The organism is uncultured Sulfitobacter sp. (assembly GCF_947500075.1).
Classification (GTDB): domain Bacteria; phylum Pseudomonadota; class Alphaproteobacteria; order Rhodobacterales; family Rhodobacteraceae; genus Sulfitobacter.
The window spans coordinates 802,131-816,305 of record NZ_CANMQS010000001.1; the positions used below are offsets into that span (position 1 = coordinate 802,131).

A 14,175-nucleotide genomic window follows, 5' to 3' on the forward strand; every position below is an offset into this window, starting at 1 on the left:
ATTGCGGTCCCATAATGCCCCCTCTGTCCTTTCGCCTGAGATCGTTATCCCTTCGGCGGGCGCCTCACGCGCCACTCTCCAGAGCTGTCCTGCCCGTTACGGTCCTTTGGCCTGAGAGTTTCCGGGGCGGTTGCTCCTTCGGCATCGGCGTGCAACCGATTCTCCCATAACGGTGCCTATTGGTATGCGCGGGTATACGACCACGTCAAGCACACTTGTGCATAGTCCCCTCACATGGTTGTTTGCCCCAAAACGGAGCCACCGGCATGACACCCTATTTCTTTGGCTACGGCAGCCTTGTGAACCGCCAGACCCACGCCTACCCCGATGCGCATCCCGCGCAACTGAACGGCTGGCACCGCGCATGGGTCCGCTGTGCCGGACGCGACACCGTTTTCCTCAGCGTTGTGCCCGATACAACCACCACCATCGACGGTCTGATCGCCGCTGTGCCGCAGAACGACTGGGCCGCCCTCGATGCGCGCGAAAGCGGCTATACCCGCATCGGTTCAGGCGATGCGGTTGCCCACCCGCTGACGCTGCAACCCTTGGTCGCCCACTATCAGGTGCCCGAAGACACCCATGTGGACACCGGCGATCACGTGATCCTGCTCAGCTATCTCGACGTGGTGGTACAGGGCTTCCTGCGCGAGTTCGGAGAGGTCGGCGTCACCCGATTTTTTGAGACCACCGCAGGCTGGGAAACACCCGTCCTGAATGACCGCGCGGCCCCGCAATATCCCCGCGCCCAAAGCCTCAGCAAAGACGAAACCGATCTGGTCAACGACCACCTGAGCACGCAAAAAGCGACCCTGGTTCAGCCCTGACGCGCGCGCACCTTCTGCAACAACGGCATCACCGCCGCCATCTCCGGTCCGCTCTCCTGCCCCGTCAAGGCCAGCCGCAGCGGCCGGAACAACCCGCGCCCCTTGCGCCCCGTTGCCTCCTTCACGGCTGCGGTCCACATGCCCCAGGTGCCTTCGTCAAAGGGCATCGCCGGCAACATCTCCATGGCCTGTGCCACAAACGCGGCATCCTCATCCGCAATCACCGGCGCGGCCCCATCGCGGAACATCGCCCACCAGCCGTCCAGATCGTGCAACGTCTCGATGTTCTCCCGCGTCACCGCCCAGAACTGCGCCGCCTTGTCGGCAGGCACGCCCAGATCGGCAATCTTGTCCGCAACATCCGCTGCCTCAAGCGTCTGCAAAAACCGCCCTGTCAGCGGGAACAGATCCTTCACATCGAACTTCGTGGGGGCAGAGCCAAAGCGCTCAATATCAAACCCGTCAATCAATTCCGCCATATCCGTGCGCAGCTCCACCGGGTCCGACGACCCCAGCCGCGCCATCAGGCTCAACAACGCAAAGGGATGCACCCCCTGCGCCCGCAAATCGCGCAGCGCCAGCGTGCCCAGACGTTTCGACAACGCCTCCCCCTGCGGCCCGGTCAGCAACGAATGATGCGCAAACGACGGCACCGCACCTCCGCCCAGCGCTTCCATGATCTGGATCTGCGTCGCGGTGTTGGTCACATGGTCCGAGCCGCGCACAACATGGGTCACCCCCATCTCCGTATCATCCACGACTGAGGCCAGCGTATAGAGGATCTGCCCATCGCCCCGGATCAGCACCGGATCCGATACCGAATTGGAATCAATGGAGATATCCCCCAGGATACCATCCACCCACTCGGTCCGCTGATTGTCCAGCTTGAACCGCCAGACCCCATCGCCCCGCTCCGCGCGCAGCGCATCCTTCTCCGCATCCGACAACGCCAAAGCAGCCCGATCATAGACCGGCGGCTTGCCCATATTCAGCTGCTTCTTGCGCTTCAGATCCAGTTCCGTCGGCGTCTCGAACGCCTCGTAGAACCGCCCGATCTCGCGCAGCTTGTCTGCTGCTGCATGGTACTTTTCCAACCGCTCCGACTGCCGCTCGACCCGGTCCCAATGCAGCCCCAGCCAGGTCAGGTCTTCCTTGATCCCGTCAACATATTCTTCCTTGCTGCGCTCAGGGTCCGTGTCGTCAATCCGCAGGATGAACGTGCCGCCCGCCTTGCGCGCGATGAGGTAGTTCATCAACGCCGTGCGCAGGTTGCCCACATGGATGAAACCGGTGGGGGACGGGGCAAAACGGGTGACGGTCGGGCTGGACATCGGTAGGGCTCCTTTTGCCGCGTGGCTTGTCACAGCGCGCCCAAATTGTCCAGTTAGCTGGGGTGCACCGGCCAATGGGTCGCCAGATCATCCAGCCCTGCGCGAATGAGCGCTGCCAGAACGTCCTCATCCGCATCCGCCAGCTTGTTGAGATACAGACACGACTTGCCTTTGGTGTGTTTGCCCAGCCGCGCCAGAATGCCACCGAAATCGGCATAGCCCGGCATAATGTAAATGCTCAGCTTCGCCTTGCGCGGCGCAAAGCCGGTGACAAACCACGTGCCGGTCCGCCCCGACTTATAGGTGTAATCATAGCTGCCATAACCCAGCATCGCACCCGACCACAGCACCGGCTGCCAGCCCGTAACCCGCTGAAACAACGCATCCAACCGGGCCGCCTCCCCGTGACGCCGCGCAGGGCTCACCTCCTGAACATCCATCACACCACCCTCCCTTTGCCCCAGTATACAGCAAATCGCACCGGCTTGCGGCCCCCCGTCTCACGATAAAATGAACGCGGATCCCGGTCGCAAACTTGGCCCGACGCGCCGCCGCACTAGCTCTTTGGGATCAAGCCCAACCAAAGGAGCCCCCCATGACCCTCACCCGCCGTCAAACCCTGCTCACCGCCGCCGCCCTGCCCCTTGCCGCCACCAGCGCGACAATCGCCCGTGCCGGCGCGCCGATGATGGGCGTGTCTCCCGCCCCGTTCAACCGCGTGAAGCTCGGCGGGTTTGAAGTGACAACCCTGCTCGCTGGCACCCGCTCCGTGCCCGATCCGCAAAACATCTTCGGCATGAACGTCGATGCAGACACCTTCGCTGCCGCCTCCGCTGCGGCCAATCTGCCCACCGATGCCGCGCAGTTCTTCTTCACGCCGACGCTGGTCAACACCGGTGCCGAACTGGTGCTCTTTGACACGGGCCTCTCTGCCGCTGGCACCCTCGCAGCGGTCACCGCCGCTGGCTACACCGCCGATCAGGTCGACATCGTGGTGATCACCCACATGCACGGCGACCACATCGGCGGCATGATGAACGACGGCGCGGCCACCTATCCCAACGCCCGCTATGTCACCGGTCAGGTCGAATACGACACATGGGCAAAGGCAGAGAACGAGAACTTCGACAACAACATGCGCCCCATGGCCGAGATGACAACCTTCCTCGACGCAGGCCAGGACGTGGTCACCGGCATCACCTCCGTCGGCGCCTTCGGCCACACGCCGGGCCACATGACCTACCGCCTGACGTCAGAGGGCAAATCCATGCTGCTGGGTGCCGATTTCGCCAACCACTACGTCTGGTCCCTGGCCCATCCCGACTGGGAAGTGAAATTCGACATGGACAAATCCGCCGCCGCCGAGACCCGCCGCGCGCTGCTGTCGATGATGGCGGCCGAAAAGATGCCCTTCGTCGGCTACCACATGCCCTGGCCCGGCATCGGCTATGTCGAAACCCGTGGCGACGGCTTCCACTACGTCCCCCACAGCTACCAGCTGATGCTCTGAACCAAGCGCGGGCTGTCTCCTCAAAGGACAGCCCCCTCTTCCAAATGGTTTCAAAAACCCCCGCGGAGCGTTAAAATCTCTGTCGGCGCACCAAAAGAGATTTCAGACCTCCGGTGGGGTTTTTTAGACCATTTGGAAGACCAGAATGGCGCAGGCGTCTGCACATCCAAAGCAGAGGTCACCCACCTTGCTGCAACGCCCCGTTGTCCCACTGGCCCGAGGCCTCTTCCCCCGTCGCATAGCGCATCGTACCGGCCCCCTGTCGTTTGCCGCCCGTGAACGCGCCCTCATAGACGTCGCCATTGGCGTAGGTGGCGATACCGTTGCCCTCAATCGCGCCGCGCTCCCACTGGCCTACATAGGTGAAACCGCTTGGCATGGTGATCTTGCCCTCGCCATGGCGCTGGCCCGCCTCGAACTGGCCCTCGTAGATCGTGCCATCAGGGTAGGTTGCAATCCCGGTGCCAGCGCGTTCGCCCTCTGCCCATTCCCCCTCATAGCGGTAGCCATCCGCATAGGTCATCACCCCCTGCCCATGGTTGCGGGCGTTTTTGAACCCGCCCTCATAGACCACGCCATTGGCGTAGGTGGCGCGGCCTTCCCCCTCGATCACGCCAGCGGCCCAGCCGCCTTCATAGGTCGCGCCATCGGGGTAGGTGATCTTGCCCTGCCCGTCAGCCAGATCGTTGCGGAAACTGCCCAGGTAGACCGATCCGTCGGGATAAGTCACCTGTCCCTGCCCCTCGATCTGGCCTGCCACCCATGAGCCGGTGTAGACATAGCCATCCACCCCGGTAAACGTGCCCTGCCCGTCGCGGCGGTCATCGCGGAAATCACCCTCATAGGTGTCGCCATTGGCATAGGTGACCTTGCCCTTGCCCTCGCGCCGCCCGGCGGCCAGCTGGCCTTCGTAGACATCGCCATTGGGTTGGGTCAGCGTGCCCGTGCCGTCAATCTGGCCATCCTTCCACAGCCCCACATAGGTCAGCCCGTCCGGCATGGTCAGCGTGCCTTGCCCGGCGCGTTTGCCCACGACAATCTCCCCCTCATAGACCGCGCCATCGGGATAGGTGATCACACCCGCCCCCTGTTTGATCCCGTCAATCCAGTCGCCCTTGTATTCATAGCCGCCGGGGCTCTGCATCACGCCTTTGCCGTGGTGTTTGGCATTGCGGAACGTCCCCTCGTAGCGCACCCCGTTGGCATAGAGCGCCACCCCCTGTCCGATGATCGCGCCGCCCTGCCAGTCGCCTTCATAGGTGCCGCCATCGGCAAAGGTGATCTTGCCAAACCCATCCGGCTTCCCCTTGGAGAAATTCCCCTGATAGACCGACCCGTTGGGAAAGCGCGCAACGCCTTCGCCCCTGATCTCACCATCCACCCACTGGCCGGTGTACTCATAGCCGTTGGGCAGCTTGTAGGTGCCTTCCCCGTGCTGCAAACCGCCCTTGAAGGTGCCCTCATAGACCCCGCCATCGTCATATTGCTTGGTGATCACCTGCCCCTCGTCCTGCGCAGTGGCGGGCAAGGCAATGAGGGCAAGCAAAACAGATACAGCAGATGTCAGGCGCGTCAGGGGTGTCATATCTCTACCATTGTTGCCGCGCGCGGGGGAGGACCGCGCAGGGAGGGTCACCATTTGGGGGCAAGCCTAAGCAAGGACGCCATGGGGGGCAATCCACTTTTGCCCCCCTCTCGCCTTGCTGTGGCCATGACCCCTGCCTACAGTCATCACGAATGCGAACAGGAGACCCTGATGCCCACACCCACGGATCTTACCGGGCGCTGCTATTGCGGTGCCTTGCAATATGCGGCCACCGGCCCGGTGCAGCTCAAGGCGCAATGCCACTGCCGGGAATGCCAGTATATCTCCGGTGGCGGGCCGAACTACTTCATGATCCTGCCGCGCGACGGCTTCACCTGGACCAAAGGCACGCCCCAAACCTTCACCCGCAGCGATCTGGACAGCCCCGTCACCCGCTGCTTCTGCGGCACCTGCGGCACCCATATCACCACCGAACTCACCGATGGGGAACGCATCGTGCTCAAAGTCGGCACGCTGAATGACCCGCTGGCCTATGGCGGGCCGAAAATCGCCATCTACACCTGTGACGAACAGCCCTTCCACGTCACCCCCGGCAACATCGCGCGGTTCGAACGCCTGCCCTGAACCGCCACCCGCTGCGCCAAAATGCCGTTGCGGGGTTTAACCCCCGGTTTGATCTGCTACATCAACGCCCGTAACCAAAGGGCATCACCATGGCAGACCGTTTTCGCATCACTCTGGGCCAGCTCAATCCAACCGTTGGCGATCTGGCCGGCAACGCCGCCCTGGCGCGGGAAGCCTGGGCGCAGGGCAAGGACGCAGGCGCCGATCTGGTCGCCCTGCCCGAGATGTTCATCGCAGGTTACAACGCGCAGGATCTGGTGATGAAACCCGCCTTCCAGCGGGACGCCATGTCCCATATCGAAGCGCTTGCAGCGGATTGCGCGGACGGCCCCGCACTGGCCATCGGTGCGCCCGTGGCGGAGGAGGACAAGCTCTACAACGCCTATCTGATCCTCAAAGGCGGCAAGATCGCCTCCCGCAGCCTCAAACACGAACTGCCCAATGAGACGGTGTTTGACGAGGTCCGCATCTTTGACGCAGGCCCCCTTGGCGGGCCGTACTCCGTTGGCAACACCCGCGTGGGCTCGCCCGTCTGCGAAGACGCATGGCACCCCGATGTGGCCGAAACACTGGCTGAAACCGGGGCGGAATTCCTGCTGGTGCCCAATGGCTCGCCCTATAACCGCAACAGGCTGGAAACCCGGCTGAACGTGATCGTCGCGCGGGTGGTGGAGACCGGCCTGCCGCTCATCTACCTCAACATGGTGGGGGGGCAGGACGACCAGATCTTTGACGGGGCCTCCTTTGCGCTGAACCCCGGTGGGGAACTGGCCATCCAGCTGCCCGCCTTTGACGAAACCATCACCCATGTGGATCTGGAGCGCGGCCCCGAAGGCTGGCGCGTGGTGCCGCAGACACCCGCCCTTTATCCCGATGAATGGGAAGCCGACTATCGCGTCTGCGTGCAGGGCCTGCGCGATTACATGGCCAAGACCGGCTTCAGGAAAGTGCTGCTGGGTCTCTCCGGCGGCATTGACAGCGCCATCGTCGCCACCATCGCAGCGGATGCGCTGGGGCCGGAGAACGTGCGCTGCGTGATGCTGCCCTCCGAATACACCTCGCAAAACTCCCTGGATGATGCCGAAGCCGTGGCGCAGGCGCTGGGGTGCCGCTACGACTATGTGCCGATCAAGGAAGGTCGTGAGGCGATCACCAACACGCTCGCCCCGCTCTTTGAAGGCACCGAAGAGGGCCTGACCGAGGAAAACATCCAGTCCCGCCTGCGCGGTCTGCTGTTGATGGCGCTCAGCAACAAGTTCGGCGAAATGCTTCTGACCACCGGCAACAAATCCGAAGTGGCGGTGGGCTATGCCACGATCTACGGCGACATGTCGGGCGGCTATAACCCGATCAAGGACATGTACAAAACCCGCGTGTTCGAGACCTGTCGCTGGCGCAACGAAAACCACCGCGACTGGATGATGGCGCCCGCAGGCACCATGATCCCCGAGACGATCATCACCAAACCGCCCACCGCAGAACTGCGGGAGGATCAAAGGGACAGCGACAGCCTGCCGGATTATCCGGTGCTGGATGCGCTCCTCGATATTCTCGTCGATCAGGACGGGTCGATCGCCGATTGCGTCGCGGCAGGATATGATCGGGAGATGGCCAGGAAAGTCGAACATCTGATCTATGTCTCTGAATATAAACGGTTTCAGTCTGCACCGGGGCCACGTCTGACCACGGGCGCGTTCTGGCTGGATCGGCGGTATCCGATTGTGAACAGGTGGCGGGATCCGTCCTAAACCTTTTCTGTCAGGTTTGGGGCAAGCGGAGCACTGGGATATTTAGGGTTAGGACCCATTCATCCTGCTCCATTGGTTTGACAGATTTTTTCTCTGGCAAGGCGCGTCTGCGCAGGAATAGTGGTTCTATTTCAAGCAGATGCAACGCAGCCAGAGGGAAAATCCGTCAAATCCGCAGGACGCTGTTTTTGCTCCATCACAGCGTCTTGGCGGGCTTGCCCGTAAAATGACTATGACCTGCGCCCACCAAACCACTGTGATTTTGCAAAAACGAGCGCCAATGGGGCAGGATGAATGGGTCCTAACCCTACGGCCAAAAAGAGGGGCCACGTGGGCGTTCATTCAGCCGCCTTGGCGATTGATGTGAGCGGGCACAGGCTTGTGAATTGACGCGGGCGCGCAGCACGCCATGTTGGGCCTATGAGATATCTGATCAGCTTGTTTTTCCTGCTCACCGCCCCTGCCGCTTTTGCCTGTGGCGCGGACAGCAATTGCCCTGTGGGTGATCGTCATTACCGCATCGTGATGCCGGAAGGGCATGATGGCAGCACGCCGGTGGGCGCGTTGATCTGGTCGCATGGCTACAAGGGGTCCGCTGCTGGGGTGATGCGCAACAATGGGTTGCGCCGCATGGTGTCGGATGCGGGGCTGGCGCTCATTGCCGCGCAAGGCGTGAATGGGACCTGGGATTTGCCCTATGGCCCGCGCACCTTTGACAGCACCGGGGCGGCGGAATTTGCCTATTTCGACGCGGTGATTGCGGATGCAACCGCGCACCACCACATTGACCCCGACCGCATCATCGCAAGCGGGTTTTCCGCCGGCGGCATGATGGTCTGGAACCTCGCCTGTTCGCACCCCGAGCGCTTTGCGGGGTTCATCCCGATCTCCGGCACCTTCTGGCTGAAACCACCTGAGACCTGCGCATCGCCTGTGCAAAGCATCGTGCATATCCACGGGGATCGCGACCGCACCGTGCCGCTGACAGGCCGCCCCATCGGGGAGACCAAACAGGGAGAGGTGCAGGAGGCTTTGGCGCTCTATCAGACATTTGGTGGTTTTGGCGATGCACGCGCGGCGCAGACAGATACCCTCGCCTGCGAAAACCGCGCGAACCCCACAGGGGACGTGCTGGAGTTCTGCCTTTTCGAAGGTGGCCATTCCTTCTCGACCCGCCATCTCGCCTATGGCATCCAGCGCCTCAAGGACGCAGGCCAGATCTAGCCGCCAAACGTCTCTTCAAACGCCCGCGCGCCCGTGTCTGAAAACCGCACGACCCGCGTGCCTTCAACCCGCGCCGCCCAGCCCTTCGCGATGATCTCCGCCAGCACCGCGCGGCCCACGGAGCCCGCCAGATGCGTCTGCCGTGCGCTCCAATCGAGGCAGGTCCGGCACAGCGGTGTCTTGCCGCGCCGGAGCGTTGCAATATCCACACCAAACCCGGTCAGAAACGCAGCACCTGCGTCGGTCAGCGCCACGTCATCCCCGCTCTCACGCAGCGCCCCGCGCCGCAGCAATCCCTGATAGAGCGCGATCCCCCGCGCCCCCGCCAGATGGCTGTAACACACCCGCGCCTCCCGGAGCGCCGCATCCTTCGGCCCCGTGCGCGTGCGCAAATGCCCGGCCCCCGCCGCCAGCCCCATCAGCGCCTCCAGCGCATGGCCCACATCATCACCTGCCAGATTGAAATACTTGTGCCGCCCGGATTTGCGACAGCGGATCAGCTCCCCCGCTTCCAGCTTGCCCAGATGCGCGCTGGCTGTCTGCACGGTCACGCCGGCCTCCGCCGCCAGCTCCGTCGCCGTCAGCGCCTTGCCCGCCATCAGCGCCGTCAGGATGTTGGCGCGCGCCGGGTCTCCAATCAAAGCGGCAATCCGCGATATGTCTGGCCCTTCTTTCATACTTCGACCGTAGCCGAAGCATTCATCCCGCGCAATCCGCTATCACCAGATCAGCAACGAAAGGACCCACCATGCTCACCTGCATCATCCGCTACCAGATCGACCCGACCAAGACGGACGCCTTCCGCCACTACGCCCGCACCTGGGGCACCGCGATCCCCCGCTGTGGCGCGGATCTGATCGGCTACTATGCCCCGCACGAAGGATCGTCGACCCTCGCCTATGGCATCTACAACGTGCCCTCGCTGGCCGCATACGAAGCCTACCGCGCCCGCCTCGCCGAGGATCCGCTGGGCCGCGAAAACTACGCCTTTGCCCAGTCCGAGAAATTCATCTTGCGCGAGGACCGCACCTGGCTCACCCTCGCCTCTGCCCCCCATGGAGAGCCCATATGATCGCCGTTATTTTCGAAGTCATGCCCCACCCCGACCGCAAGGCCGAATACCTCGACATCGCCGCCGCCATGCGCCCCATGGTGGAGGAAGTCGAAGGGTTTATCTCCGTCGAACGGTTCCAGAGCCTCACCAACCCCGACAAACTCCTGTCCCTGTCGTTTTTCGAGGACGAAGACGCCGTCACCCGCTGGCGTCACCTTGCGGCGCACCGGGGGGCGCAGGCCAAGGGGCGCGGTGGGATATTCACCGATTACCACCTGCGGATTGCCCATGTGATCCGGGATTACGGGATGTTTGATAGGGAGGAAGCGCCGGAGGACAGCAAGGCCGTGCATGGGTAGGTGCCGCAACCAGTGGCACACCCCCCGTCAGGGCAATTCGAACGGCGTCTGGTAATGTTCGATCCGGACCAGCGTGCCCTCGTCAAAGAACAATTTGACCAAAGAGGTATGCGGCTCCCTGAAGAAGCGGTACCAAACGGCATCTTTTAGGCCCCGAAATGCCCAACCAGATTTACCGAACACAAAGTCAGCGTATCCTTGATCAACTTCCCTTTCGGCAAAAGGCAAGTCTCTAAATCGCCTTTCCCCGGCGACATGCCCACGGACAGCGGTGCCGATTTCTTGTCCGCTTTGCGCCACGCTTCTAAAGACGTTCTCACGCGACATCCCAATTGCAATTCTATCCTGAAAAGCAAGTATCGCTTCCTCCGCCTCATCGTATCCGGGATTTGGGTTCGACCATGTCTTTGGCGTCTCAACCGGCCAATAGGCGACGAGCGTGTCTCCTTCGAACTCCAACCGGGTCGGAAAGCTACTGGCAACGCCAAAACCAACCATGATCCCCTCATCCGCGCCAAAAACACGCTCAAGTTCAGCGAAATCTGGGGAGTCCAGCCATGGACGGTGCGGCGCAATCGCCCTCGGCGGCCAAAGACCCAACTGCCGCAGGGTCTGCGCGGAAACAGCCTTATCCTCACCAATGGTGAAGGGACCATGTGAACCCCGCTCGACAACCTTTGTGGTGCCAAGCACGATGTAAACAAACACACCGAACAAAGTTGCACAAACGACCGATATCGGTGAAAAACTCTTGCCACTAGATGTTGTGGTTTCATCCTTGTTTTGCGCTCAAGCCTCTGATTCTGTTTGATTAACAGACGGAGGTACGGGCGATGATGGGACGACAGCAGCCAGGCGAAGCGCTATTTTACGAGTTCCGGCTTGAGGATCACGTTCCAGCCGACCACCCGCTTCGCAAGATTGACCGGCTGCTCGACTTCACCGAGCTCCGCGCGGGGCTTCAGGACCTTTACAGCCATACTGGACGGCCCTCGATCGACCCGGAGCTGATGATCCGCATGCTGCTTGTCGGGTATCTCTATGGCATCCGGTCTGAAACGCGGCTCTGCCAGGAGGTGCATCTCAACCTGGCGTACCGGTGGTTCTGCAAGCTCGGCCTCGACGGCCGTGTGCCTGAGCGCTCGACTTTCTCCAAGAACCGATATGGCCGTTTTGCCGAAGGTGATGTGCTCCGCAGTGTCTTCGAGTTGGTTGTCGAGCAGTGTATGAACGCCGGGATCGTCGGTGGGGTCGGTGCGCTCGTTGACGGCAGTACGGTCGAAGCCGATGCCAACTGGACGCGGCGGGACAGCCCGGACAAGATCAAGGATACGTGGGACAAGTCGGAACGGATCTCGCGGCCTGTGCAGACCTACCTCGACGCCCTCGATGCCGCAGGTCCGCCAAAGCCGGACGGCAACGGCAGAATACCAAAAGGGCCCAAATACATCTCCGAGACCGATCCACAAGCGGCATGGTCGCTCAAGGATGGGCCAGGCCGCTTCTCCTACGAGACCAATTATCTGGTCGACGACTTGAACGGCGTGATCATGGATGTGGAGGCAACGCCCGCCCGGCTCAGCCAAGAGATCGTCGCGGCCAAGGCCATGATTGAACGCAGCAAGGGGTATGGGTTCACGCCAAAGAGCCTCGCCGCCGACAAAGCTTACGGTACCAGCCCGTTCTTGAGCTGGCTCGAAGAGCGGAAGATCACACAGTACATCCCCGTGCTGGACCGGACAAAACAAACGGATGGGAAGCTGACCCGCGAGGCCTTCACCTACGACGCCGAGCGCGACGTGTTCGTCTGCCCTCACGGGCACAACCTGAAACTGCGCGCTGAAATGCCGGAACGCCGGCAGAAGCGGTATCAGGGCAACACGAAGACCTGTGGTGCTTGCCCGATCAAAGCGTCCTGCACCGATGCGCCATCCCGCAGCCTTGCCGTTTCAACGGACGAGCCGCTCCGCGAAAAAGTCCGCGCCATCGCCGAGACAGACGCTTATCAAGATGCCCGACGAAGACGAAAAAAGGTCGAGATGCTCTTCGCCCACCTGAAACGACATCTCGGCCTCAAGCGTCTCCGGCTCCGGGGCCTGTCAGGAGCAAGAGAAGAATTCCTCCTCGCCGCCACCGCCCAGAACCTCAAACGCCTCGCCAAACTCGTACCGACCTGACGAGCAATCAAACTCCAGGAAAAATCAACGCGCTCAACGGGCGAGATGGCACAACGGGCGCAAAAACAAGATTTGGTGGTCGGAGTTTTTCACCGGTATCGACCAATACTGCCAGAACGTATTTCATAATCAGCTGTTTCGATCCTCTGGGTAGAAGATCGGTCGATAGTGCGTGTTTTTCAATGGTTGCATCTGCTTTTGCGGCCAAAAGCGCCCCCAAAGGAACCCATGATGATCCGCCACATCGTCCTCACCAAATTCCCGCGCGACACCCCGGAACCCCGCATCGCCGACATCTACGCCGCCCTCGCCAGCCTCACCTCAAAACTCCCCGGCGCCCATGCCTTCACCGCAGGCCCTTCCAAAAGCCCCGAAAACCTCGAACGCGGCTACTCCCACGGCTTCACCATCGACTTCGACAGCTGGGCAGACCTTGAGACCTACGCCACCCACCCCGACCACAAGGAGCTTGGCGCACAGCTTGTGGCGCTGGCCGAGGGCGGGACCGACGGGCTGCTTGTATTGGACCTCGAAGTGACCGCAACCTAGGTCGTGTTGACCCTAATCCCCGTCCAGATAGGCCGCGTCCACCCCATACTGCGTGCACAGCCGAAGGTAGAACGGCGGATCGAAGATGTCCTTGCTGTAATTCGCCGTCAGTTCCTCCCCCGCGCCGATATCGCGGGTCGCGATCATCGCAAACCTGTCTCCCAGCAACGCCCGCGCCACGTCATCAACGCCGGACACGTCCCGATAGTCCTGCAACCCGCAGTCAAAATGCGTGGCAAGGGTCCCCTGCTGCGCGTGATTGATCAAAACGCCATCATCCAGAATCCGCACAAGGCAGGACGGGAAATCTGCAAACGCAAAGACATGCGTCAGCTCATAGGCAACCTCATCATGGCCCATCGGCCCAATCGCCGCCAAAAACCCCGTTTCGTCATAAACCCGGTAACATCCTTCGGTGAACCGCCACACAATGCTGCCTTCGGCAATCGCCTGCCGCGCAAACACGCCGCGCCCCATGCCCGGCACATCGCGCACGTCAACATCGACACAAAAGCCGCTGTCTGCTGGCTCATCCACAATGGCGTCTCCCTTCGCAATTGCCCGACATACGCCACACCGTAACACCCCTACCCAATCCCCCCAACACCCGCTAAACGAGGCGCATCCGTCACCAGATGAGCACCCACCATGCCCAAAACCTTCACCACCAACCGTGAACTCCGCTTCGGCGATTGTGACATCTCCGGCACCGCCTATTTCCCAGCCTACCTCGACATCCTCAATGGCGTGAACGAGGAATTCTGGACCCACATCGGTTACCCCTGGCATGAGATCATCTGGAAAGACCGCTGGGGCACCCCCACCGTGCACCTGACCTGCGACTTCTCCATTCCCTCGCTCTTTGGCGAAACCCTGACGTTTGAATTGCAGGTGGTGCGCGTGGGCCGGTCCTCCGTCACGCTCAAACACCAGATCCTTTGTGGGGAGGAAACCCGCTGGAACTCCATCCAGGTCCTCGCCGCCTCCGATCTGGACAAACACACCTCCGTCCCCTGGCCCGATGAGGTCAAAGCCACCCTGGATGAATGGTGCACGTAGGGTGGGTGCAACCCACCCAACCCGTTAACAAAACCCGAACACCCCACCGCACGCCCCGTTAACCACGCCGTCGGTGCCTGAAACGGTGTACAGCTTGTGTACGCCTCGTGTACGGACCGTGCCCCGCCCAAACCCCACAAAACAAGGCCGTTAACCCCGATTCGCCC

Annotated in this window: 16 protein-coding genes and 1 riboswitch; of the genes, 10 read left to right on the top strand and 6 right to left on the bottom strand. The window is 61.7% G+C overall.

Going from position 1 to position 14,175, the window contains the following annotated elements; genetic code table 11:
* Positions 1–89: 89 nt before the first annotated feature.
* A riboswitch (glycine riboswitch) is annotated at positions 90–177 on the bottom strand.
* Positions 178–266: 89 nt separating this feature from the next.
* Positions 267–827 (top strand): gamma-glutamylcyclotransferase family protein, encoded by a 561-nt coding sequence (locus Q1A91_RS03900; protein WP_299873089.1) that lies wholly within the window; start codon positions 267–269, stop codon positions 825–827.
* Here the strand turns inward: Q1A91_RS03900 and gltX are convergent.
* Both gltX and Q1A91_RS03910 read right to left on the bottom strand, forming a co-directional pair.
* Positions 818–2,158 carry a glutamate--tRNA ligase gene (gltX, locus tag Q1A91_RS03905; RefSeq protein WP_299873092.1) on the bottom strand — a complete coding sequence of 447 codons (1,341 nt, stop codon included), beginning with the start codon at positions 2,156–2,158 and terminating at the stop codon, positions 818–820. The two genes, Q1A91_RS03900 and gltX, sit on opposite strands and share 10 nt — an antisense overlap.
* 53 nt (positions 2,159–2,211) lie before the next feature.
* On the bottom strand, positions 2,212–2,598 hold the full coding sequence (locus Q1A91_RS03910; RefSeq protein ID WP_299873706.1) for a DUF1801 domain-containing protein: 387 nt from the start codon (positions 2,596–2,598) through the stop codon (positions 2,212–2,214).
* 155 nt (positions 2,599–2,753) lie between these two features.
* Here Q1A91_RS03910 and Q1A91_RS03915 point away from each other — a divergent pair, with 155 nt between their 5' ends.
* Positions 2,754–3,668 (top strand): MBL fold metallo-hydrolase, encoded by a 915-nt coding sequence (locus Q1A91_RS03915; protein WP_299873094.1) that lies wholly within the window; start codon positions 2,754–2,756, stop codon positions 3,666–3,668.
* Between the two features lie 178 nt (positions 3,669–3,846).
* On the opposite strand, the gene Q1A91_RS03920 is transcribed toward Q1A91_RS03915, so the two are convergent.
* On the bottom strand, positions 3,847–5,253 hold the full coding sequence (locus Q1A91_RS03920) for a 2-isopropylmalate synthase (RefSeq protein WP_299873097.1): 1,407 nt from the start codon (positions 5,251–5,253) through the stop codon (positions 3,847–3,849).
* Between the two features lie 171 nt (positions 5,254–5,424).
* Here Q1A91_RS03920 and Q1A91_RS03925 point away from each other — a divergent pair, with 171 nt between their 5' ends.
* From Q1A91_RS03925 to Q1A91_RS03935, 3 genes are all read left to right on the top strand, one after another.
* Entirely contained in the window at positions 5,425–5,838 is a 414-nt protein-coding gene (locus Q1A91_RS03925) for a GFA family protein (protein WP_299873100.1), read from the top strand.
* 89 nt (positions 5,839–5,927) lie between these two features.
* Entirely contained in the window at positions 5,928–7,586 is a 1,659-nt protein-coding gene (locus tag Q1A91_RS03930; protein WP_299873102.1) for an NAD+ synthase, read from the top strand.
* A gap of 420 nt (positions 7,587–8,006) precedes the next feature.
* Entirely contained in the window at positions 8,007–8,810 is an 804-nt protein-coding gene (locus tag Q1A91_RS03935; protein ID WP_299873105.1) for a prolyl oligopeptidase family serine peptidase, read from the top strand.
* On the opposite strand, the gene Q1A91_RS03940 is transcribed toward Q1A91_RS03935, so the two are convergent.
* A complete protein-coding gene (locus Q1A91_RS03940) occupies positions 8,807–9,487 on the bottom strand; it encodes a helix-turn-helix transcriptional regulator (RefSeq protein ID WP_299873108.1) in 681 nt (226 codons plus the stop codon). The two genes, Q1A91_RS03935 and Q1A91_RS03940, sit on opposite strands and share 4 nt — an antisense overlap.
* 71 nt (positions 9,488–9,558) lie before the next feature.
* Between Q1A91_RS03940 and Q1A91_RS03945 the strand changes: the two genes are divergently transcribed.
* Together Q1A91_RS03945 and Q1A91_RS03950 are read left to right on the top strand one after the other, a co-directional pair.
* On the top strand, positions 9,559–9,882 hold the full coding sequence (locus Q1A91_RS03945) for an NIPSNAP family protein (protein ID WP_299873111.1): 324 nt from the start codon (positions 9,559–9,561) through the stop codon (positions 9,880–9,882).
* Positions 9,879–10,223, top strand: coding sequence for an antibiotic biosynthesis monooxygenase (locus Q1A91_RS03950; RefSeq protein WP_299873114.1), 345 nt, complete (start codon positions 9,879–9,881; stop codon positions 10,221–10,223). The genes Q1A91_RS03945 and Q1A91_RS03950 overlap by 4 nt, the downstream gene beginning before the upstream one ends.
* A 27-nt stretch (positions 10,224–10,250) precedes the next feature.
* Here the strand turns inward: Q1A91_RS03950 and Q1A91_RS03955 are convergent, their stop codons facing one another.
* A complete protein-coding gene (locus Q1A91_RS03955; RefSeq protein ID WP_299873117.1) occupies positions 10,251–10,916 on the bottom strand; it encodes a hypothetical protein in 666 nt (221 codons plus the stop codon).
* A 140-nt stretch (positions 10,917–11,056) separates the two neighbouring features.
* Here Q1A91_RS03955 and Q1A91_RS03960 point away from each other — a divergent pair, with 140 nt between their 5' ends.
* Together Q1A91_RS03960 and Q1A91_RS03965 are read left to right on the top strand one after the other, a co-directional pair.
* Complete coding sequence (locus Q1A91_RS03960) at positions 11,057–12,400, top strand: IS1182 family transposase (protein WP_299873121.1); 1,344 nt, start codon at positions 11,057–11,059, stop codon at positions 12,398–12,400.
* A gap of 231 nt (positions 12,401–12,631) precedes the next feature.
* The gene (locus Q1A91_RS03965; RefSeq protein WP_299873124.1) at positions 12,632–12,949 is read left to right on the top strand and encodes a Dabb family protein; all 318 of its coding nucleotides are present in this window, start codon (positions 12,632–12,634) and stop codon (positions 12,947–12,949) included.
* A gap of 12 nt (positions 12,950–12,961) precedes the next feature.
* On the opposite strand, the gene Q1A91_RS03970 is transcribed toward Q1A91_RS03965, so the two are convergent.
* A complete protein-coding gene (locus tag Q1A91_RS03970) occupies positions 12,962–13,486 on the bottom strand; it encodes an SET domain-containing protein-lysine N-methyltransferase (RefSeq protein ID WP_299873127.1) in 525 nt (174 codons plus the stop codon).
* Between the two features lie 111 nt (positions 13,487–13,597).
* Between Q1A91_RS03970 and Q1A91_RS03975 the strand changes: the two genes are divergently transcribed.
* Positions 13,598–14,008: a thioesterase family protein gene (locus Q1A91_RS03975; protein WP_299873130.1), complete on the top strand. Its 411-nt coding sequence runs from the start codon at positions 13,598–13,600 to the stop codon at positions 14,006–14,008.
* Positions 14,009–14,175: the final 167 nt, after the last annotated feature.